The 22,217-nt window shown below is 61.3% G+C and carries 19 protein-coding genes; 4 read left to right on the top strand and 15 right to left on the bottom strand.

Annotated elements, in window-relative coordinates; genetic code table 11:
- From ACUTQY_RS17450 to yebS, 9 genes are all read right to left on the bottom strand, one after another.
- The coding region (locus tag ACUTQY_RS17450; protein ID WP_445583345.1) for a Csu type fimbrial protein at positions 1–871 on the bottom strand (871 nt) is incomplete at its 3' end.
- A 16-nt stretch (positions 872–887) separates the two neighbouring features.
- A complete protein-coding gene (locus ACUTQY_RS17445; protein WP_376697683.1) occupies positions 888–3,359 on the bottom strand; it encodes a fimbria/pilus outer membrane usher protein in 2,472 nt (823 codons plus the stop codon).
- Positions 3,360–3,381: 22 nt separating this feature from the next.
- Positions 3,382–4,149, bottom strand: a complete 768-nt coding sequence (locus ACUTQY_RS17440) for a fimbrial biogenesis chaperone (RefSeq protein WP_046686936.1) — start codon at positions 4,147–4,149, stop codon at positions 3,382–3,384.
- Between the two features lie 20 nt (positions 4,150–4,169).
- Positions 4,170–4,712: a Csu type fimbrial protein gene (locus tag ACUTQY_RS17435; RefSeq protein WP_033642838.1), complete on the bottom strand. Its 543-nt coding sequence runs from the start codon at positions 4,710–4,712 to the stop codon at positions 4,170–4,172.
- Entirely contained in the window at positions 4,706–5,209 is a 504-nt protein-coding gene (locus ACUTQY_RS17430) for a Csu type fimbrial protein (protein WP_046686937.1), read from the bottom strand. The genes ACUTQY_RS17435 and ACUTQY_RS17430 overlap by 7 nt, the downstream gene beginning before the upstream one ends.
- Positions 5,210–5,211: 2 nt before the next feature.
- Positions 5,212–5,748: a Csu type fimbrial protein gene (locus ACUTQY_RS17425; protein ID WP_343926944.1), complete on the bottom strand. Its 537-nt coding sequence runs from the start codon at positions 5,746–5,748 to the stop codon at positions 5,212–5,214.
- A gap of 265 nt (positions 5,749–6,013) precedes the next feature.
- On the bottom strand, positions 6,014–7,450 hold the full coding sequence (rsmF, locus tag ACUTQY_RS17420) for a 16S rRNA (cytosine(1407)-C(5))-methyltransferase RsmF (RefSeq protein WP_046686939.1): 1,437 nt from the start codon (positions 7,448–7,450) through the stop codon (positions 6,014–6,016).
- A gap of 102 nt (positions 7,451–7,552) precedes the next feature.
- On the bottom strand, positions 7,553–10,183 hold the full coding sequence (locus ACUTQY_RS17415) for a PqiB family protein (protein ID WP_033644262.1): 2,631 nt from the start codon (positions 10,181–10,183) through the stop codon (positions 7,553–7,555).
- Positions 10,152–11,399 (bottom strand): membrane integrity lipid transport subunit YebS, encoded by a 1,248-nt coding sequence (gene yebS / locus ACUTQY_RS17410; protein WP_033644263.1) that lies wholly within the window; start codon positions 11,397–11,399, stop codon positions 10,152–10,154. Before yebS ends, ACUTQY_RS17415 begins: the two co-directional genes overlap by 32 nt.
- A gap of 255 nt (positions 11,400–11,654) precedes the next feature.
- Between yebS and ACUTQY_RS17405 the strand changes: the two genes are divergently transcribed.
- From ACUTQY_RS17405 to prc, 3 genes are all read left to right on the top strand, one after another.
- Entirely contained in the window at positions 11,655–12,152 is a 498-nt protein-coding gene (locus tag ACUTQY_RS17405) for a GAF domain-containing protein (protein ID WP_046686940.1), read from the top strand.
- Positions 12,153–12,248: 96 nt separating this feature from the next.
- Entirely contained in the window at positions 12,249–12,959 is a 711-nt protein-coding gene (gene proQ, locus ACUTQY_RS17400; RefSeq protein ID WP_004931497.1) for an RNA chaperone ProQ, read from the top strand.
- Between the two features lie 19 nt (positions 12,960–12,978).
- Positions 12,979–15,027: a carboxy terminal-processing peptidase gene (gene prc / locus ACUTQY_RS17395; protein WP_033642845.1), complete on the top strand. Its 2,049-nt coding sequence runs from the start codon at positions 12,979–12,981 to the stop codon at positions 15,025–15,027.
- 67 nt (positions 15,028–15,094) lie between these two features.
- Here the strand turns inward: prc and ACUTQY_RS17390 are convergent, their stop codons facing one another.
- The 6 genes from ACUTQY_RS17390 to ACUTQY_RS17365 are packed head-to-tail and all read right to left on the bottom strand — an operon-like array spanning position 15,095 to position 20,938.
- Entirely contained in the window at positions 15,095–15,940 is an 846-nt protein-coding gene (locus ACUTQY_RS17390; protein ID WP_033642846.1) for a DMT family transporter, read from the bottom strand.
- Positions 15,937–17,244 (bottom strand): opine metallophore biosynthesis dehydrogenase, encoded by a 1,308-nt coding sequence (locus tag ACUTQY_RS17385; RefSeq protein WP_046686941.1) that lies wholly within the window; start codon positions 17,242–17,244, stop codon positions 15,937–15,939. The genes ACUTQY_RS17390 and ACUTQY_RS17385 overlap by 4 nt, the downstream gene beginning before the upstream one ends.
- On the bottom strand, positions 17,237–18,034 hold the full coding sequence (locus tag ACUTQY_RS17380; RefSeq protein WP_033642848.1) for a nicotianamine synthase family protein: 798 nt from the start codon (positions 18,032–18,034) through the stop codon (positions 17,237–17,239). The genes ACUTQY_RS17385 and ACUTQY_RS17380 overlap by 8 nt, the downstream gene beginning before the upstream one ends.
- Positions 18,022–18,807, bottom strand: coding sequence for an ABC transporter ATP-binding protein (locus ACUTQY_RS17375; protein WP_004931489.1), 786 nt, complete (start codon positions 18,805–18,807; stop codon positions 18,022–18,024). The genes ACUTQY_RS17380 and ACUTQY_RS17375 overlap by 13 nt, the downstream gene beginning before the upstream one ends.
- Positions 18,804–19,844 (bottom strand): FecCD family ABC transporter permease, encoded by a 1,041-nt coding sequence (locus ACUTQY_RS17370; protein WP_033652483.1) that lies wholly within the window; start codon positions 19,842–19,844, stop codon positions 18,804–18,806. The genes ACUTQY_RS17375 and ACUTQY_RS17370 overlap by 4 nt, the downstream gene beginning before the upstream one ends.
- Before the next feature lie 2 nt (positions 19,845–19,846).
- The gene (locus ACUTQY_RS17365; RefSeq protein ID WP_046686943.1) at positions 19,847–20,938 is read right to left on the bottom strand and encodes an ABC transporter substrate-binding protein; all 1,092 of its coding nucleotides are present in this window, start codon (positions 20,936–20,938) and stop codon (positions 19,847–19,849) included.
- 368 nt (positions 20,939–21,306) lie between these two features.
- Between ACUTQY_RS17365 and htpX the strand changes: the two genes are divergently transcribed.
- Positions 21,307–22,185, top strand: coding sequence for a protease HtpX (gene htpX / locus ACUTQY_RS17360; protein WP_033652481.1), 879 nt, complete (start codon positions 21,307–21,309; stop codon positions 22,183–22,185).
- Positions 22,186–22,217 lie beyond the last annotated feature (32 nt).

The raw sequence follows: 22,217 nt of genomic DNA, 5'->3' as shown, positions 1-22,217 counted from the left end.
GATTGACGGCGGCGGTAAAGGGGATGCTTTGCGCCAGGCCAGTGCCGGTGCCGCTTTGCGCGTTGGTGCTGCTCCACACGGTGCTGGTATTGGGCAAATAGATCTGATACTGCAGGAAGTTGCTGGTGCCGCTGATCATTCGCCGCCAGCCGGTGATCGGATTGTTGCCGTTGGTGAAATAGGAGCTGTAAGACTGGGATTTGGTGCAGGTCAGCGTGATGCTTTGGTTGATCGGATTGAATTGCCCCACTAAGGCCATGCTGCCGAAGTTGACGTTGTTGGCGGTGTTGATCAGGCAACTCTTGGTGATGACCGCGGTGACGGTCACGGTGCTGGGTTGATTGGTGCCGTCCCACCAGATGCAAAGCCCTATCAGGCCCAGGCCGCAGATATGGTAGTTCCACACCAGGTTGATGGTATCGGTATAGGTGCCGGCGCTGACGTTCGCGCCGACGACGGTTTTGATATACACCGGAAAGTTGACGTTGGAAGAGATCAGGATCAGCGACAGCAGATTCAGCGAGCTGTAATCGATGGTCTGGCCGACGCTATACGGATACTGGTAGTTCGAATCCGGGTAGATCAAATAAGAAATTTTATCGCCTGAGCCGTTGCCATTCAGCAGAGCCATGTTGTTGGTGGTGGAAGCGATCTTGACCGTGACGGTGTTTTGCGTCAGCAAATTGAGCCCGAGCCCGGTGCAGTTCAGCCCCGCAGTGCCTTGGGCGCTTATCTGGCCGTTGTAGACGGCGAAGGAGTTGCTGCTGGGCAGGGTAACCGTGCCGTTGGTGGTGGCGCAGTCCGCCAGCGCGCGTTGTCCACACATCAACAGCAGCGCCGCCAAAAAGATTTTCACTTGCCGAGACATCATTCTTCTTCTCCGTGTGTTACTGGCAGACGAGAGGGCCGACGCGTTGCAGCCCCTGCGGGTTGGCCAGGCTGAAACTGACCTGGCACGGCGGGCCGCCGTCGGCCGGGATTACGCTTAATCGGTTGTATTGCTGCACCGGATCGATATAGGTCATGCCATCCCACCCGACGTAGCTTTGTTGATTGCCGCCGAGCACCGCCACCTGGCTGCCGTTGGCCAGCGGTTTGCCTTGCGCATCGACCAGCTCCACGTCGGCGGCGGACAGGCGCTGGACGGGGAATTCGACCAGGTAGCCGCTGTGATCGCGGATGGCGACGGTTTTTTCGACCGCCGGCAGGTTAACGTCCGCCGGTAAATTGAGCGGGTCGATTTGGAACTTGGCGTGGTAATACGAGGTGACGGTGGGCACCAGCAGATAACCTTTGTCGTTGGTGACGCCGATGCGCTGGTTCTCGTAGCTGACCGGAATGCCGGCGTAGCCGTCGGTCGATACCAGCGCGAAGGCATCGTTGATGGTGTTGGTGGCATAAACGCCGCCGTTCATCGCCACCAGAGAACCGCTGACTTCGCCCCAGCGGGTGTAGTCGTTACGGTTGCCATACAGCCCGGCGCGGGTTTCCAACAGCGAGGTGCGCCAGGTCACATCCGCCTGACGATAATCGCTGTTGCTGCCCTGGCCGCCGGCATAGGCCAGATTCCAACCGAAACCGCCGTCGGTCGGCGCGGCGCGGCTGTAAGCCACGCGTTCGCTCCAGCGGTTGCCGGCGTCGCGGGCGGTGCTGACGTTGGCGGTGCCCCAGGTATCGAACGGAATGCTGATCTGCAGCTGAGAGCTGTAACCGTCACCGCCAATCTCGCGGTTTGCCGAGGCGTACAGGCTGATGTTGCGCCACAGCGTCAGGCTGTACGACAGGTTGACCAGGCGAGTGCGCTGGCCGATGGCGTCGCGCACGTCGAAATAACCGGCGCCCAGGCTGCCGAAGCGGCTCAGGCCGATGCTGCCGGTCAGCTGATCGGTGCGGCGGCTCAGCCGATAGCTGCTCTTATAGGTGGAAAGATCGCCAAAGTCCGCGCTGCGCAGCACCCGTTGAGCGTTGAGGCTGAAATACTGATTGCTGTAGGTGTAGCTCAGGCTGGTTTGATCGCCGTGGCGGCCGGCGTACTGATAGACCGGACCGGCATCCGGTTGCTGCACCGGTTGGCCGGTGACCGGATCGTAATACCGCGGCGTGACCGGAGGGGCGTTGAAAGCGTCGCGGCCCGCCTGGCTGTAGCTGTAGGAGGCGTTGAGCACCCCTAACTGCCCGATGCGCATGCCGGCGCCGGCGCCGGTGACCGCCAACTCCGCCGCACCTTCCGCCCGCCCTTCGATCGTGAGCCAGTCCGTGACGCCGTAACGCCCGCTGCCGCTGGCCACCCACTGGCCGTAGTCCGCGGATCGGTAACCGTAGTTTTGGCGCAGCGCGCCTGCCGACAGGCTGAAATCGCTCAACCCGGCCTGCAGCAGCGAACTGGCGACATAGAACGGCACCGTCGTGCTGATCTGGCGGCCGAGCGCATCGGTCGTCACCACCGTCGCCTGACCGGCGCCGTTGATGTAGGGCACGGTATTCAGGGTGAACGGGCCGGGATTCACGTTGGCGGAGGTGTTTTTATAGCTGTTGATGTACAGATCGACGCTGCTCGGCACGGCGGCCTGGCCGGAGAACTGCGGCAGCGGGTAGGTAATGAGATCCGGCCGCGTGGCGAAATTACGCGCTACCTGCAGACCGCCGACGCGCACCGAACTGGTCCAGGGCAGCGAGCCGGTCGTGAGATCGCCGGCGGTGTAGCTGAGCATGGTGTCGTCGTCGCTGTAGCGCCAACTGCTGTCGTAGCGGATATAGCGATTGTTCTGCTGCGCGGCGGTCTCGCCGTTGAAGCTGCTGCGGAAAATGCCGGTGTTGGCGATAACGCCGAAGCCGTCGAACAGGCGCTGTTCGCTCCAGGCGGAAAAATAGCCCGGATTGCCGCGCCCGCCGCTTTGGCTGACGTAGGCGTCGTAATTCAGCAAGAAGCCCAGGCTGCTTTGCGCCGGCAGCCGCTGCTCCGGGTTGGCGTCACCGAGGGTTTGCCTGGGGAGCCAATCGTTGGGCACCGAGATCAGCAACTGCTGCGTTTCGCCGCTGTAGGTGACGTCGACCTTATCCAGTTGATCGACGGCGATCTCTTTCACCTGTTTGTCCGTCACCGGCAGGCCGGCATCGATCAGCTGCTGAGGCGTTAAATAGTAATGGCCGCCGCGGTAGGCGACCGGCACGACTTTGCCGGTCGGGCGGCCGTTCACCACCGGCTCCAGATACAGCGTGGTATCCGGCATGCTGACGGCGCGGGGCGGCGGTGGCAAATCGTCGGCGGCGGCAGGCGGCGGGCACAGTTCTACCGCCATACAGAGTACGGCCAGGGCCAGCGGCTTGAGCTGCATGCCGCGTGAGGGCGATGGCGACATCCGCATCACCTGCGCCTCGGGCTCAGTAAGACGGGAGGGTTACGGGCTGTTTATTGTCGTTGACCATCGCCTGCAGCTTGCCGGCGGCAAAACTGCCCGACGGCGGCAGGGCGAAACGCATTTGCGAACCCGGCAGCACATAGCCCAGCAGCCCGTTGTTGAGCGGCTTGCCCTGAATGCTGACCTGCGACAGGCGAGCATGCACGATGCCGTCATTGCGCACGTCGAGCCAGCGCTGGCTGTTTTGTTGCAGCAGCCGGTAGCTGAGCTTCGGCTGGTTGGCGGTGGCGTAGTCGCGCGGGTGTTCGAAGTCTTGCTTGGTCCAGACGCCTTTGCCGCTGACGAACAGCGGCACCGAATAACGCATCTGGAATTTCAGCCCCATCTGCGCGCCTTTGTCGGGCGCTGCGCCATCTTTATCTTTGATCGGCACTTCATCGACCAGGATGCGGTAAGCCCGCTCTTGTCCGGCGGCGGCCGGCGTCTGCTTGATCAGGCGAATCAGTTGGCGTTTGCCGGGGAGAATGGTGGCGACCGGCGGGCTGGCGAGCACCTCGCTCTGGTTGCGGTAATCGTCCTTACCGCCGGTTTGTTGCCAGCCCAGCACGCGAATTTGCATGTAAACCGGCTTGCTGTCGCGGTTTTCCAGCCACAGGGCCGTCGCCTGCTGGTTGTCTTCAATAACCGGATCGATGGGCCAAATCAGAATGGAGGCGGCGGCGAAGGCCTGCGGCTGGCCGGCTAACAACAATCCTGCCAGCAGAGGCAGGCGAAGCAGAGTAGTACGCATAATGTGATCCTTTTAAAAGCTCAATAACTCACCGTCACTAAGACCGTATCGTTGTAGGTGCCGCTGGTGGGCAAGGTGCTGCTCGCCATTAAACTGGCGTAGATTTTTATTTCCTGCGTACTGCCGGTGGAGGAGACGGTTTGGGCGGCGCCGCCGTTGCCGCCGTCTCCCCACAAAACGGCGTAGTTGGCATCCTGGTAGAGCTGGTAAATCAGCGTTTCCGAGGTGACCGAGTTCAACAGCTTGCGTCCGCCGGCGATGGAGCCGGTCACGTTATTGCCGACGTTCAATCCCAGGGTGACGCTGAGCCCGGGGTTGCAGCGGATAAGGATTGAGCCGGCGCCGGCGCTCGAGACAATTTTTATCGGGCTGCTTAAAGACGCCACCTGGCCGAAGCTCATGCTGCCGAACGAGGTAACGTTGGTGACGCCGCTGCCGAGCACGCAGCCTTTGATGATCGAAGCATTGACCGTGAAGCCCTGGCTGACGGTATCGGCATGTGCCGCCGGAGCGCCAAACAGCGCCGTCAGCAGCAGGGTGCGCAGCGTTCCGTTAATCACCAATTTATCGTCACCTGTACCGTGTCCGTATAAGTGCCCGTCGCCGGCGTCGCCTGCACCGGAATCATGCCGTACACCGGTAGCCAGACGCTTTGACCGGTGGCGGTCTGCGTCACGCCGGTGACGTTATCCCAGACGGTGGCGTAGCTGGCGCTGGTATACAGGTTGTAGTTCACGCGGGCGCCCGCCGCGCTTTGCAGATAGCGCGAAGCGGTATTGCCGCTCTGTCCGCCGCTGAGCAGCGCCGTGTAACTGGTGCCGTTGTTGCAGTTGATCTGCAGTGCACCGGCGTTCGCCTGGCCGGTCACTTTTATTGCCGTATTGAGGAAGTAAACCGTGCCGAAGTTAAAGGTGCCGAACGTGGTGTTGCCGCCGCTGGTGGTGCCTGCGACACAGGATTTGACCAAGGTGGCGCTGACGCCGACCGTCGCAGTGCTGACGTCGGCGCGGCAAGCGCCTGCCAACGACAGCAGCATGCAGGTGACGGCCAGGCGCGTCATGCTTACCAGGTGACGGTCATGGTGACGGTATCGCTGTACGCGCCTGCCGCCGGGGTGGTGCCCGCGGCGGGCACCAGACCATAGACGATCAACGGGACCGCCGAGCCGGTGCCGGTGCCGGTCAGCACACCGGTGGTGCTGTTCCACGGCACGGCGTGGGCGCTGTCCTGGTAGAGGTTATAGCTGATGTAAGCGGGCACGCTGCTGGCCATGCGCCGCTGGCTGCCGGAGGCGTTGAGGCCGTTGTCCAGCGCCACGGTGTAGTTGGTGCCGGTGGTGCAGTTCAGCCCCAAGGTGCCGGTGCCGCCGCTGCCGGTGGCGCTGGCGGTGATGACGTTAGCCAGCGACGAGTAGGTGCCGAAACTGATGGAACCAAAGTCGTTGGTGGTGCCGGAACTGTTGCCGCCGGTGACCACGCACCCGGCGCCGATGGTCATTGTCACGCCCACCGTGCCCTGAATGGTGCCCGCTGCGTTGGCTGCGCCACTGATGCACAGCAGAGGTGTTAACGAGAGCAAAACCAGCAGAGTTTTTTTCATCATGATTCCTTGCCATGTCAGAGAAAGTCCGCAAAAACGCCACCCAGAGCTGAGTTGCACGCATTTATTTACTTACATTTAAATTAATAGGATAAGAACGTGAAATTGTCTTTATCAAAGGTCAAAACTTTTTAATTGGCACAGGGCAAGCGTGCGTGGGTGAAATAACGTGATGGTGAAATGATTAGAATAATAACGAATGGCGATGGGAATATTGTTATCTTTATTTATCGCCGGGGAAAGCGGCTCCCCGGCGCCAGGGTGATTACAGGTGAAAATCCAGCGCGCCGTCGCGCACCAGCTCGCGCGGCAGGTTGTTCTTGATGCGGCTGCCGATGCGTTTGGCGATGCCCAGCGGTTGCCCCTGATAGGTGACGATGCACTCGTCGCCCGCCGGCGGCTGCTCAGGGTAGAGATCGCGGCCGTGATACCACTCCTGGGCCAGCGCGGCGTCCAGCTCGAAATGCTGTTTGCCGTCGGCGCCCGCGAGGGCGATCGCCGCTTCGTGCTGCCAACGGAAACCTTTCGGGAAGCGCTCCGCCAGCTTGAGGCCGATACGCGAGAAGCGCACTTTGCCGAACAGCGGCTCCAGCTCGGCCGGGAAGAGCCAGATTTCCTTGTCGCGCTCCCACAGCCGGCTGTCATCGCCCCAGGTTAAGCCGGATGCGGCGGCGGCTTGGGCGATCAGCGCCGCCTCTTTGCCGGACAGCGGGCTGAACGGGAATTTACCGACTTTATAGGTCGGCTTCGCCAACGGCGCCACGGCGTGTTTTTTACGCAGGCGGGCGACGAAAAAACCTTCGCTGTCGTAAATCTGCGGGAAGACGTGCAGGAAGCCCTCGGCGGTCAACGCCTTGTCGGCGCCGGGGAACAGCTCACCCAGCGGCTCGACGCTGACCGCGTCGCCATAGGTGTCCAGCAGCCAGCGCACCACCTGCTGATTTTCCTGCGCATTGAGGGTGCAGGTGGAATAAACCATCACGCCGCCCGGCGCCAGCGCATGAAACGCGCTGTCGATCAGCTCGCGCTGGGTGGCGGCGATCTCGGCGACGCTTTCCGGCGACCAGTTGCTCATGGCGTCCGGATCTTTGCGCACCACGCCTTCGCCGGAGCAGGGGGCGTCGAGCAGAATGGCGTCAAAACTCTCCGGCAGCGCGGCGCCGAACACCCGGCCATCGAAGTGGGTCAGCGCCGTATTCTTCACGCCGCACCGGCTGATATTGGCGTGCAGCACTTTCACCCGGCTGGCGGAGTATTCGTTGGCGACGATGCCGCCCTGATTATCCATCAACGCGGCGATCTGGGTGGTTTTGGAGCCCGGCGCGGCCGCCACGTCCAGCACCCGATGGGGCGCTGCGCCGCCGGCGAACAACGCGCTGACCGGCAGCATCGAGCTGGCCTCCTGAATGTAGAACAGGCCGCTCAAATGTTCGGCGGCGCTGCCCAATCGCAGCTCTTCATCGTCGCGCTCGATCCAGAAACCTTCCGCGCACCAGGGAATGGGTTCCAATCGCCAGTCGTAGTCCCGCACCAGCGCCAGGAAGTCGGTGACGCTGATTTTCAGCGTGTTGACGCGCAGGCTGCGGCGCAGCGGGCGCTGGCAAGCGGCGATAAAATCGTCCATCGCCAGCTCGGCGGGCATGATGGCGCGGGTGGCGTCGAGGAAAGCGGGGGGCAGAAAAACGGCGGTGGATTTGGCCACGGGGCGAACTCTCAGGGTGCAATAAAGACAAGGGCGAGAGTTTATCACAAAGCGGAAAAAAACAGGGCCCGGCATTGCCGGGCCCTGAGGAAAACGCGAAAGTTAATCGCGCGGAATGGCGGTGCCCCAGGTTTTCCAGTCCTTCGGCTCTTCCGGATTCAGCAGGAAGTGTTTGTTCGGCGTCGCTTTCGGCGCCAGCGGAATGGTTGGCGGCGTGGCGAAGGCGATGCCGCCGCGGATGAACTGCTGGAAGGTGCCACTCTTGATCACGCCGCCGGTCAGGCCGAACTGCAGGTTGTAACCCGACGCCAGCCAGAACACGCTGTTGTTGCGCACCAGATGCTGGTACTTCTTGCTGATGCGCAGCGCGACGTGCACCCGATCGGACATGGCGCCGAGGTAGAAACCGGTGATAGTGCCGACCTCTACGCCGCGGAACAGCACCGGCGTGCCGATCTGCAGCGAGCCGGTTTCGGCCGCGTCGAGCACGACGCTCAGGCCGTCCAGATAGCGCGAATCTGTGATGCTGGCCTGCTGCAGTTCGAAGGTGCGCAGCTCGCGCCCGCGGCCCGGCTCCACGTTGATATAAGGCTGGAGCAGGGTATCGAGGTTGCTGACGCCGGCGGCGGAGATCTCCGGCGACACGATCGAGAAGCGGCTGCCGAGGCGCGCGAAGGTCTGCACGTATTCCGGATACAGCACCGCTTTGGCCAACACTTCGTTGCGCTCCGGCGCCAGCTGCAGCGACTCCACCTGGCCGACGTCGATGCCGAGGTAACGCAGCGGCATGCCCGCCGACAGCTTGCTGGCGTCATAGGTTTTCAGCGTGATTTGGCTGCCCACCGCGCGGGCGGCGGTTTCGCTGGCGTACAGTACGCGGTTGGCGCCTTTGTTCAGCGTCACGCCCTGCAGATTGTCGAAGCTGATGGCGCCTTTCAGCGCGCGGTTGAGCGGTGAAGCCTGCACCGTCAGGCCGCTGCCGTTGAGCTGCACCTTGGCGCCGCCTTCGGCCCAGAAGATGCTTTCACGGGTCAGCAACTTACGGTATTCCGGGCTGATGTAGACGTCCACCTCAAACTCGTTGGCCTTCGGCCGAACGTTGACGATCTCGCCCACCTGGAATTTACGATACAGCACCACTGAGCCGGCCTGCACGTCCGGCAGGCTGGTGGCGCTGAGGGTTAGGGTGGTGGAAGGGGCGTTGCCGACGATGCCTTCCTCGGCTTTTTCGCTGTTGGCGTACAGCGGGTATTGGCCGCCAGGCTCCCCTTTGCTGCCGGGGATAATGCGCACGCCGCCGTCTACCCACTCCTGCGCGCTGGCGCCGAGCACTTCCATGCCGTCTATTCCCAGCTTGACGTCGAGGCGGCTGTTGACCACGAATTTGCTGTCTTTGTGCAGCAGGCCGCGATATTGCGCATCAACGGCGGCGGTGAACACCACGCCGCCGGCGGTCAAGGTGCGGCTCAGGATTTGGCCGACTTTCACGCCGTGCACCACCAGCGGTTGCCCGACGTCGATGCCGTAGCTTTGCGGCGCCGTCAGCGTGACGGTCAACACGCCCGGCTGTTGCAACAGCGTCTCGCTGCTGTCCAGCACGTTGAAGCGCTGCTGCGGTTCGCCTTCACCCGGCACCAGTTCCAGCGTGGTGCCGGTCAGCAGTTGGCTGAGCTTGGCGTCGTTGAGGCTGATGCGCGGGCTGCGCATCACGATGCGGGTGCCGCTGCGCATCAGATCGACCACCGAAGGATCGATGGTCAGTTCACCGATGACTTTGCTGTCCTGTTGCAACGTCAGCTTGGTCAGGGTGCCGACCTGCAGCCCCTGGTACATCAGCGGCGTGCGGTTTTCACTCAAATTGTTGCCGCTCGGCAGATCCAGCAGAATATTGACGCCGCGCTGGCTGTGGGCCAGGTCCGGGTAAAGGGTATAGTTCTGATCGCCCTTGGCCTGCTGGCCATCGGCCGGCGAGTCGAAGGCGATGGCGCCGTTGACCAGCGCCGCCAGGCTCTCCATCTGCACCGTGGCGCCGGACAGGCTGAAATCGCCCTTGAAGCCGGAGACATTCCAGAAGCGGCTGTTGCTCTTCACCAGGTTGGCGAAGCGGCGGTCGATCAGCACGTCGATGGTTACGCCCTTGTTGCCTTCGCTGATGGTGTAGTCATACACCTTGCCGACCGGGATTTTACGGTAATAGACCAGCGAGCCGCTGTTGAGCGAACCCAGGTCGTCGGCATGCAGGTGAATCATCAGCTCGCCGGTGTTCAGGCGGTACTTCGGCTGGGTATCGAGCGCGGTGAAGTGGGTTTGCTCCTTGCCGCTGCCGGGCATCATGCCGATATAATTGCCGCCGACCAGCGCATCGAGCCCGGATACCCCGGCCAGCGAGGCCTTGGGCGTCACCAGCCAGAACTGAGTGCCTTCGCGCAGCGAGTCTTCCAGATCGCTTTTGATGCTGGCTTCCACCACGATGCTGCGCAGATCTTTGCTCAGGCTGATTTTTTGCACCGTGCCGACCTCAACGCCCTGGTAGCGCACCGGCGTGCGGCCGGCGACGATGCCCGCCGCCGATTGGAAATCGATGGTGACGGTGGTGCCGCGCTCCTGGAAATTGTTATAGACCAGCCACCCGGCGATCAGCAGGGCGATGAACGGCAGTAACCAGAACGGTGAAATGCGGCGTTTGTTCTTGACCCGCGCTTCAGTCGGTGTAGTCGGCGTTTCCTGTTGCATGTGCATCCCAAATCAATCGGCTATCGAGCCATTCAACGGCAAGAATAGTCAAAATGACCGCCGAGCCAAAGTAAAACGCGGCCGGTCCCATAGTAAAAGATAACAGCTGGTCGCGGTTTACCAGCGACATCATCAAGGCGATAACGAACAGATCGAGCATCGACCAACGGCCGATCCAGGTGACCAGGCGCAGCAGACGAATGCGCGTCTTCAGGCTGTGCGAGGTTTTGAAGTGGATGCTCAGCAACAGCACGATCAGCACGATCACCTTGGTGAAGGGCACCAGCACGCTGGCGATGAACACGATGGCGGCGATCGGCACGTTGCCGGAGGTGGCCAATGAGACCACGCCGGAGAAAATGGTGTCTTCCAGCCGCGTGCCGTTGGCGTAAATGATGGAGATCGGCAGCAGGTTGGCCGGTATCAGCAGGATCATCGCCGCGATCAGCGCCGCCCAGGTTTTCTGCAGGCTGTAGGGCTGGCGATGGCACATCGGCACATGGCAACGCGGGCAGCGGCCGCGCGCGTCGGGATAGCCGGTATAGTGGCAGGACAGACAAATGTGCAGCGCCGTCGGCGGGCCTTCCGGCTGTTCCTGCGGATAGTAGCGCTCCCACAGCTGCTCCAGATTGACGTGTATCAGCGTCAGGATGCTTAGCACCGTGAGCGAAAGGTAAGCGATCAGCGCGCTGCCGGGCTGGATGTCGGCGTAATCCTGCACTTTGATCGCCGCCACCGCCATGCCGATCAGATAAATGTCCAGCATCACCCACTCTTTGAGCCGCTCCAGCATCAGCAGCACCGGGCGCAGGTTCATGCCGAGCGCATGGCCGAAACGCAGGTACAGCAGCGACAGCACCAGCGTCAGCGGGGCGCCGATGGTGCAAAACGCCACCATGCTGGCGGTGAGCGGATCGCCCTGGCGGCTCATCTGCCAGATGCCCTCCAGCAAACTGGCGTCGATGCGCGTGCCGAGCAGACGAATGCTGATCAGCGGTTCGGTGAAGGCGAACGGCATCAGCAGCAGCATGGCGATCGCCATGGCGGTCAGGCGCGTCATCGACCAGTCGCGGCCGCTCACCACCTTGGCGTTACAGCGCGGACAATAAGCGGCCTGATTGCCGCTGAGCGGCGGCAGCACAAACAGCAGGTCGCACTCGCAGCAGCGTTGGTGGCGCGCTTTGGAAAGGGGGGCGGTGATCGCGTGTATTTTCATTTTTGACAAGTAGCTGCCCTTGAGCCCGCCGGAACTGTCAGCGTAGCTGAAAAATAAACCGGCCGCGTCACCGGCGATCGGGCGCCGGACGGTAAAACGAGGTAAACCGGGATTCTGAGCGGCAAACATACCCCGAGCGACGGGGTTTTGTGAAGCAACAGATGATTAACCTTGTGGCTATACGCATTTAATGCTTATTTTATAGGGCCTAAGCTTTGGGCTTCTGGCCATCTTCACTGTTTCAATGGTTAACACATGACAAAAGAACAATTCTACGCGGAATTAAAACGTGACCTGAGCGCGTTGCTCGGCGGGGAAACCAACTTTATCGCGGCGCTGTCCAACGCCAGCGCGTTGCTCAACGAGCGTCTGGATGACGTGAACTGGGTCGGTTTCTATCTGATGGATGGCGACCAACTGGTGCTGGGGCCGTTCCAGGGCAAGATCGCCTGCGTGCGCATTCCGGTGGGCAAGGGCGTGTGCGGCACGGCGGTGGCGGAAAATCGCGTGCAGCGCGTCGGCGACGTGCATGCGTTTCCGGGCCATATCGCCTGCGATGCGGCCAGTAACGCGGAAATCGTGCTGCCGCTGGTGGTTGGCGGCCGAGCGATCGGCGTTTTGGATATCGATAGCACGGTTTATCAACGCTTCGACGAACAGGACGAAGTGGGCCTGAAAGCAGTGGTGGCGGGGCTTTGTGAGCAACTGGAACAGTGTGACAGTGCGAAATATGTGACTGTGGCGGCAAGTTGATCGACGGTTAACGTGGCAATTACCGATGGCGTCATTATAATGACGCCTGTTCATGCCTGTGGCTTGTTGGCAATACCGTTGTAATCAGGAAATTTCATGGAAAATCAACCTAAGTTGAACTCTAGTAAAGAAGTCATTGCTTTTCTTGCCGAGCGTTTTCCGCTCTGCTTTAGCGCCGAAGGCGAAGCTCGTCCGCTGAAAATCGGTATTTTTCAGGATTTGGTAGAGCGCGTGCAGGGGGAAGAGAATCTCAGCAAAACGCAATTGCGTTCTGCCCTGCGCCTATACACCTCAAGCTGGCGTTACCTGTACGGCGTCAAGGTGGGCGCGCAGCGCGTCGATCTGGACGGCAATCCGTGCGGTGAACTGGAGCAGCAGCATGTCGATCATGCTCGCCAGCAGCTTGAAGAAGCCAAAGCGCGCGTTCAGGCACAGCGTGCCGAACAAAACGCCAAAAAACGTGAAGCCGCCGGCGAATCCGCCGATGCCGCTCCGCGCCGTCCGCGTCCAGCCGGTAAAAAGCCCGCTGCGCGTCGCGAAGGCGGAGCCGCGCCGGAAAACCGCAAGCCGCGCCCACAAACTCGCCCACAGCCCGCTCGCCAACCTCGTGCAGCCAAAGAGGAAAGCCAGCCGCGTTATGCGCCAGTCACGGATATCTCTAAACTGCAAATTGGCCAGGAAATCAAAGTCAGAGCAGGCAAGAGCGCGATGGATGCTACCGTACTCGAAATCGCTAAAGATGGCGTACGTGTGCAGCTCTCTTCCGGTCTGGCGATGATTGTGCGCGCAGAACACTTGCAGTTCTGATACGGAGGCCAACCCAGGCATGAACAAATTCGTCAGATTAACAGCGATTGCAGGGCTGCTGTGGGCGGGTGTCAGTTACGGCGCGGAAACAGCCAACATCCGCATCGGCCAACTGCCCCAACTGCAACAGGAACCCCAGCACGCTACGGTGAGTGAGCGCGTCACCTCGCGCTTCACTCGCTCTCATTACCGCCAGTTCGCCCTCGATGCGGAATTTTCAGGCAAGATCTTCGATCGCTACCTGAACATGCTGGACTACAATCATAACGTGTTGCTGGCCTCCGACGTGGCGCAGTTCGCCGGCAAACGCAATCAGGTTGGCGAAGAGCTGAAAACCGGCAAGCTGGACACCTTCTACGCGCTGTTCAATCTGGCGCAGAAACGCCGCTTTGAGCGTTACACCTATGCGTTGTCGTTGCTGGACAAGCCGATGAACTTCACCGGCAACGGCACTATCGATCTCGACCGCAGCAAAGCGCCGTGGCCGAAAGACAAGGCCGAGCTGGATAGCCTGTGGGATGCGAAAGTCACGTATGACGAGCTGAACCTCAAGCTGACCGGCAAGACCGACAAAGAAATCCGCGACACGCTGACCAAGCGCTATCAGTTCGCCATCAAGCGCCTGACGCAAAGCAACAGCGAAGACGTCTTCCAGCTGGCGATGAATGCCTTTGCGCATGAAATCGACCCGCACACCAACTATCTGTCTCCGCGCAACACCGAGCAGTTCAACACCGAGATGAGCCTGTCGCTGGAAGGCATCGGCGCGGTGCTGCAGATGGATGACGACTACACCCTGATCAACTCGATGGTGCCGGGCGGTCCGGCGGCGAAGAGCAAAGCGATCACCGTGGGCGATCGCATCGTCGGCGTCGGCCAGGCCGGCAAACCGATGGTGGACGTGATCGGCTGGCGCCTGGACGACGTGGTGTCGTTGATCAAAGGGCCGAAGGGCAGCAAGGTGCGCCTTGAGATCCTGCCGGCCGGCAAGGGCACCAAAACCCGCGTGGTCACCTTGACCCGCGAGCGCATCCGTCTGGAAGACCGCGCGGTGAAAATGACCATCAAGACCGTCGGCAAAGAGAAGGTGGCGGTGTTCGACATCCCCGGCTTCTATGTCGGTCTGACCGATGACGTGAAAGTGCAGCTGCAGAAGATGGCCAAGCAGAACGTCAAGAGCGTGATCATCGATCTGCGCACCAACGGCGGCGGCGCGCTGACCGAAGCGGTGTCGCTGTCCGGCCTGTTCATTCCTAGCGGCCCGGTGGTGCAGGTGCGCGACAACAACGGTAAAGTGCGCGAAGACGCCGACACCGACGGCGTGACTTACTATAAAGGCCCGCTGGTGGTGCTGGTCGATCGCTTCAGCGCCTCCGCCTCCGAAATTTTCGCGGCGGCGATGCAGGATTACGGCCGCGCGCTGATTGTCGGCGAGCCGACCTTCGGTAAAGGTACCGTGCAGCAGTACCGTTCGCTGAACCGTATCTACGATCAGATGCTGCGCCCTGAGTGGCCGGCGCTCGGTTCCGTGCAGTACACCATACAGAAGTTCTACCGCGTCAATGGCGGCAGCACCCAGCGCAAGGGCGTGACGCCGGACATTCTGATGCCGACCGGCGTCGATCCGGCGGAAACCGGCGAAGCGTTTGAAGACAACGCCATGCCGTGGGACAGCATCAATGCGGCGACCTACAGCAAGACCGGCGATATGGCGCCGTTCGAGCCGGAGCTGCTGAAAGATCACCAGCAGCGCATCGCGCAAAATCCGGAGTTCCAGTACATCGCGCAGGATATCGCGCATTACAAGGCGCTGAAGGATAAACGCAACATCGTGTCCCTCAATCTGGCGGTGCGCGAGAAAGAGAATCACGATGACGACGCGACCCGTCTGAAACGCATCAACGAGCGTCTGGAACGTGCGGGCAAGAAGCCGCTGAAATCGCTCGACGATCTGCCGAAGGATTACCAGGAGCCGGATCCGTATCTGGATGAAACCGTGCATATCGCGCTGGACCTGGCTCATCTGGAAAAGGATCAGCCCGCCCAGCAGCCGACGCCGGCCAAATAAGGCCACGGCTTTGCCTGTGAAAAACGCACCCTCGGGTGCGTTTTTTTTTGGTTGCGGCAAGCCCGGCTTAAGCCGGTTTCTTACGGTGACGCAGCCCGAGCTGAATGCAGGAAACCACCACCAGCAGACAGCCGAACAGCGACAGCAGCAGCGGGATCTCATGCCAGAACAGCCAACCCCAGGCGATGTTGAACACGATGCCGATATAGCGCACCACCGAGACCACGATCAGGTTATCGGAAGAGAAGGCCTGGGTTAAGACGACCTGCCCCAACAGCGACACCAGGGCGATGGCGAGCAGAATGGCGAACTGATAGGCGTTGGGCCAAACGAACGCGTTCCACATCAGCGGCAGCGAGATCAGCGTTGCGATGAACAGGAAGTAGAACACGATCTCGTAGTTGTGGTGGCGCTTGCTGAGTTTGTTGACCGACAGATAGGCGATCGAGGCGAACACCGCGCTCATCACGCCGACCAGCGACGCCAGGGTATAGGCCGAGAAGTGCCACGGCCGCACCAGCAGCACGGCGCCGATGATGACCATCGCCAGCCAAAACGCGGTGCAGGCGCTGACCCGTTCACGCAGCACCAGCAAGGAGAGCAAAATGGAGAAAAACGGCGACAGGTAGGCCAGCATGCTGGCGTCGGCCAGCGTCAGATGGGCGATGCTGTAAAAATAACAAATGAGATACAGCCCGCCCATGGTGCCGCGCAACACCAGCAGCGGCCGGTCTACGCGGCTGAAGGCGATGCGGTGGCGGTACATCAGCAGCAGAACCAGCACACAGCCGATGCTGCTGCGAAAGAACACGATTTCACCGGTGGGAATAGCATCGGAGATAGTTTTAACCAGCGCGTTCATGACGCTGAAAATCAACGAGGCAAAAATGGCCAGTAGCGCACCCTGATTCATGCTTGCCTCCGCCATTGTCGGTAAATGATGTCCGCCTGCTCGTCGCAGGTATCGTCCAGCAACGAGCGATGGCAATGCTCGGCGCCGATCCGGGTGACGAAGTGCTGCAGCGCCTGCTGAAAGCGGGCCAACAGACGCTGGGCGGCGGGCATCTCGACGTCAAGCCGCTGCGCCAGCAAGACCAGGACGCGCAGTTTGCGCACGTCCTCTTGCGGCACGCGCGGCAGGCGCCAGCGCCCCTGGGCATCCTGGAAGACGCGGGCGACCCTGACGGCGGAAAAATCATAGTAGCGGCCCTGCGCGTCCGGCTCGGAATAGGGGTCGACCAGCAGCGCGGTATAACGCGTAAACAGCGCATAGCATTGCTCCGTCGGCGTGAGCTGCGGGAATTGGTCAATCCAGCGGCGGCTCACCATACGGGGCGGAACCGGGTAGTTGTCGTCATTCAAAAAGCGCAGCAGGTTAATGGCCTCGATGCCGAGCCGGTTGAGCAGCTGCTGGTAATCCTGCGAGAGCGCCAGCATGTCGGCGATCGCCTCGGGACAGATGGGGCCCTCGGGGTGGGTTTTATACAGGTACTGGATCGGCGCCTGCGGCTGGAATATCGCCTGCAGCGTGGTTTCGGCCAGCGCCAGCGGAGGATGAACATAATTGGTGATGCTGAAGCGCTCGGCGGCGAGCAGGCTGCTGCAGCGTTGGGCGTCAATGCCGTGACGCGCCAGCAGCGAGCAAAGCCAGTCGAGTTCGGCGCAGTCTGACCTTGCGCCTGCGCCGGCCAGATAAATCCGCTGCTTGAACGCCTTGGTGTAGGCGCGGTAAGGCTGTTCGGCGTTCTGGTATTTGGTGTCGGCGTAGTAGCTCGACAGGCTGATGACCTCGACGTGGGATTGCCCGGCCTCCTGCAGCAGGCTTTGCGCCATCAAGCCGGAGCCGATGGAGGGAGAGAGCAGGATCAGTGAGCGCAGTTGGGGCAACGCCGCCCATGGTACCTGTCGCAGCACGTCATGGTATTGATCGGCGGGGACGGCAAGGATCAGTCTGCGCCAGTCGCCGCCGACGAGCGCCAGATCATCGCAATAGCGGTCAATTGTCACCTGCGCATCGTCTTGGGTGCGCTGCGCCTTACCGGCGCCCGTCAGCCACAGGCTGGGCGTGTGCGCCAGATGTTGCTTCAGGCGGCGCCCTTTTTCGCTGGGGCGGTTGTACAGGCCGATGCGCGCATTGCCCGCGGCCTTGATGTCCGCAGCCAGTTGGATCGCCGCCGGGCCGGCGCCGAGGATCAGGGTGGGAAAGGCATTATTCATGGCGGTGAGGCTCCAAAATCAAGAGATCGTACAGCGGGGTGGTGAGCGGTTTACCGCTGACGCGCCAGGGCGAGCCGGCGGCCTGGTGGTGGTAAGGGCAGTTGAAGATCGACTTGAGGCCATTGCCATAGCGCACCAGCAATTTGCCGCACTGGGGCAGCAAAGGCCGCAGCGCCTTCAGCAAACCCTGCTTGTCCGCCACCAGGGAGGCGATGATGATGTGATCGATATCGTTGCGCGTCAGGCCGTTCAGCTTGTCGATGCAGGGCATCTGCTGCACCAGCCCCAGGTGGCGCGTGAGCCGGCGGGCAAAACGCTGGGCCGCCGGGTCGCAATCGTAGCAAATGACGGTGGCGGAGAGCCTGGCGACCAGCGCCAGCGCCGTGGTGGGCAATGCGCCGCTGCCCACCAGCAGCACCCGTTCGCCGGGTTTAATGTCGGCGGCCGCGATCTCCAGCTGCAGCGCGCGGTCGAAACTGTTCAGGTAGGCGTTGGTTTGCGCCGGTTCCCGGCACAGCGCCGAGACGCGATGCTTCTCGTAGTCGCACAACGCGGCGTTGGCCGTCGCCCGCAGTTGGGTGATCTGCGCCGTTATCAAACGGTCGTTTTCCAGCTTTTGACGATAGGCCTGCAGCTGCGGTTCGTCGTTAAAGGCCTGCAGGCGGCTGAAACGACGTTCCAGCAGGGAAAAATGGCGCCGATCTTGCCGGGCGGAACGGTGAAGCTGGTGAATTTCCTGTTGCAAGCCGGCGAGTTGCGCCAGCATGTCCGCCTTGGTCAGAGTGTACATGGGGATTCTCCGTGTGCGTGTAACAGCTGTGTCGGCAGCAGATAGGGGTAGCCCTGCGGGCTGACGCCGTTTTCGATGCCGACGCCAAATACGCGAGACACCATCGGATGTCCCATCATCTGATGGGTATCGCCGTGGCAAACGACGCGTCCGTGCGCGAGCAGCGTGAGTGAGTGGCAATAGCGCAGCGCCAATCCCAGATCGTGGATCACCAGCAGCGTGATGCAGCGGTGGCGCCGGCCGTAGTCGGCGATCTGATTGAGCACGCGCAGCTGGTGGTGGATATCCAGCGCGCTGGTGGGTTCGTCGAGCAAAATGATCTGCGGCTGAGAGACGAAGGCCTGAGCCAGCATCACCAACTGTCGCTGGCCGCCGCTGAGACGGTTGAAGGGGCGATCGGCGAGCGCGGAAATGCCGCATTCCGTAAGCGCCTGCTCGACCGCATCGGCCTGGGCGGCGCTGACGCGCCAGCTCAACTGGCGTACCTTGCCCAGCAGCACCATGTCAAAAGCGGTCAATGCCGAATCGCAGCGATTAAGCTGCGGCACATAGGCGATACGGCTGGTTTTCGGATCGAGAGGGCGCTCGCGGTAAGCGATCTCGCCGCTGCACGGCACCATGCGGTTAATCGCTTTCAGCAGCGTCGATTTGCCGGCGCCGTTGGGGCCGATGATGCCGCCGAGCTGCGCCTCCGGCCAGCTCAATGAAACGTCTGCCAATAGCGAGCGGCGATGCAGCGAGACGCCGACGCGGGTGAGGGTCAGTTGAGTCATGGGCGTTTAACCTGTCGAGTGACGAAGTAAAACAGCACCGGCACGCCGATCAGGGCGATAACGATGCCGATGGGCACCACGCCGTTCGGCATCACCAGCTTGGCGACGATCGAGGCGCACAGCAGCAGCAGGCTGCCGCAGAGGGCGGAAATGCAGATCAGGTAGCGCTGATCCTCACCCACCAGAAAGCGGGCGAAATGCGGGGCGATCAGCCCGACGAACCCGATGGTGCCGACAAACGAGACCGAGGCGGCCGTCAGCAAGGTCGCCAGCAGAAAGGCCAGCTTGCGCAAGGCGCTGACATTGATGCCCAGCCCCTGGGCCTGCTCTTCGCCGGCGGACAGCGCCGTCAGCCGCCAGGCGAGCCGCAGACTGACGAACAGCGCGCACAGCAACACGACGCCGGTGATCGCCACGCCGTGCATATTGGCTTTGAGCAGGCTGCCGAACAGCCAAAAGACAATTTGCTGCATGGCTTCCGGCGAGGCCAGAAACAGCAGCAGCGATTGCAGCGACTGAAAGAAAAACAGCACCACGATGCCGCTCAACACTAATATTTGCGGCGTCATGCCGCGGCGTTGTCCCAGCAGATAGACAGGCACGCAAGCCAACAGCGCCATCAGCGAAGCCAGCAGCGGCGTGCCCAGCGCCAACGCGCCGCCCAGGCTGAAGCCGGTGAGGATCGCCAGCGCCGCGCCGAACCCCGCCGCGGCAGAGATCCCCAGCGTATAGGGGCTGGCGAGGGGATTGGCCAGCACGGTCTGCATCAGCAGGCCCGCCAGCGCCAGGCTGGCGCCGACCACCAAGGCGGTGAGCGTCATCGGCAAGCGAATCGACCAGAAAACCGCCTGATGCAGTGCGTTGCCGGGGGCAGAGCCGGGCCAAAGCATCCGCACGATATCCGTGAGGCCAAGTTGCGCGGCGCCGACGGTGAGATCGATGGCGGTCGCCGCCAGCAGCGCGCCGAGCAGCGCCAGCGTCAATAGCCCGCGGCGCAGCCTGCGCCGTCGCAAAAACGCACGTCCTGTGTGGGCCACGGTTATTCTCCTTGCCAGCGTTGCAAGAAGACGCCGTCCGCCTCTATCGGCAAATATTGATGGTAGAACTGCGCCAGATTGCGCGCGGGATCAACATCGGCAAACGCGGCGGGATAGAGCGCTTTCGCCAGATACTGGACAAAGATAAAATCGTAAATCGTGCGCGCGCCGCCATGGTAAAGCGCATAAAGACGCTGATTTTTTACCGCCGGCAGTTGCGGCCATCCCGCCCGCCGGGCGTATTGCGTCAGGCGCGTCTGTAGGGGGGCTGCCTGCGTGCCGTAGCCCATCGGCACGGCGTTCGGCATGTTTTCCCAGTCGCCACCGGCGAGAAAAATCACCTCGGGCCGTTGGGTCAGGACATAGTCGGCGCGCAAGGGGGAAGGGCTGCCGACGACTCCGGCGGCGATATTGTCGGCGCCGGCCAGCTGCAGCAGCGGCCCCCAGATCGATGCGCCATAGCTGCTGCCGTACTCGCCGGGGCCCTTGTCCCCCAGCTCAATGTAGGTGACCGGCGGCGGCAGCTGCGCCTGGCGGATGCGCCGCCGGGTATCCTCGAGACTTTGGCGATATTCGTCGGCCAGCCGTTCCGCTCGCTCGGCGTGGCCCATCGCCTGGCCCATTAACCGGATGCTGGCGAGCTTGACTTCAACGCCCTGATTGAAGTCGACGACGATGTAAGGAATGTTGAGCTGTTGCAGCACCGGCAGGTAGTTGGCGAAGCCGTCGAGCTGCCACTTCGCCAGGATCAGCAGGTCTGGCCGCGTGGTCAGCAGGCGTTCAAAATCGAAGCTCTGGTTATAGAGCGAACCGACATCGACCAGTTGAGCGAGCCGTGGCAGCGCCGCCTGATAGCGCGTCCATTGGCTGGCGCGCAACGCCCAGTCGCTTTTGGAGAAGGCGACGACCTGTTGATAACTCTCCGGGCCGTTCACCGCCAGAAAATCTTCGTAGTAAAAGCCGATATAGGCGCGCTGTGCGGGGGCGGCCAGGGTAACCTGGCGTCCTTCAACGTCGGTGAGGTGAATTTCAGCGTGCGCGACCTGGCAGAAAAGCAGCCACGTCGCCAGCATCCAGACGATACGCGATAACATGATTGACATCCCTTTACGATTAATTGTGATGTTATAATGTAACAATTAATCGCGAGATTCAAACTTTCGTCGCCGCTGAATCAGGCGGGGCATGATGAAACGCGCTGAGCGGATATTGGCCTATAAAGCGTGAGGATAACGGTTCTCGTTGTCATGGCGTGCGGGCAAAGAAATTTTTCTGCAAAATCCCTCCGCCTTGCGCAACAATCGTTTACAATTTGCCAAATCCCGGTCGCGCGTCGTTTTTGTAAAGTTTCGTATTTTTAGTAGGTTAATGGCGCGCAACTCTTGAAACTGTGACGAATGCCCATACGATCCAGGGTATCTGGACAGTGTTTTGTTAACATTTATGAGGAAGTAAACATTTTATGATGCGTATAGCTCTGTTCCTGCTCACCAACCTGGCGGTGATGTTGGTTTTCGGGCTGGTGCTCAGCCTGACAGGAATCCAATCCAGTAGCGTTCAGGGCCTGATGATCATGGCCGGTCTGTTCGGCTTCGGCGGCGCTTTCGTGTCGTTGCTGATGTCCAAATGGATGGCGCTGCGCTCCGTGGGCGGGGAAGTGATTGAACAGCCGCGTAACGAAACCGAAAACTGGCTGCTGGAAACGGTGCGCCGTCAATCGCAGCAGGCGGGCATCGCCATGCCGCAGGTCGCTATCTACCACGCGCCGGACATCAACGCCTTCGCCACCGGCGCACGGCGCGACGCTTCGCTGGTCGCCGTCAGCACCGGCCTGCTGCAGAGCATGAGCCGCGACGAAGCGGAAGCGGTTATCGCGCACGAAATCAGCCACGTCGCCAACGGCGATATGGTGACCATGACCCTGATCCAGGGGATCGTGAACACCTTCGTCATCTTCATTTCGCGCCTGATCGCACAGGTTGCCGCCGGCTTCCTGGGCAACCGCGACGGTGAAGGGGAAGGCAACGGCAACCCGATGATTTACTTCGCCGTGTCGATGGTGCTGGAACTGGTGTTCGGCATCCTGGCGAGCATCATCACCATGTGGTTCTCGCGTCACCGCGAATTCTATGCCGACGCCGGTTCCGCCAAACTGGTGGGCCGCGAGAAGATGATCGCCGCCTTGCAGCGTCTGAAAACCAGCTATGAACCGCAGGAAGCGGGCAGCATGATGGCGTTCTGCATCAACGGCAAATCCAAGTCGTTCAGCGAGCTGTTCATGTCGCACCCGCCGCTCGACAAGCGCATCGAAGCGCTGCGCACCGGTCAGTACCTGAAGTAATCGGCTGAATGAAATGAAAAACCCCGGCTTGC

The organism is Serratia sp. TSA_130.1 (assembly GCF_052691795.1).
Note: the sequence above shows the minus strand (reverse complement) of the source record. Positions and strands in the feature narration are given on the sequence as shown.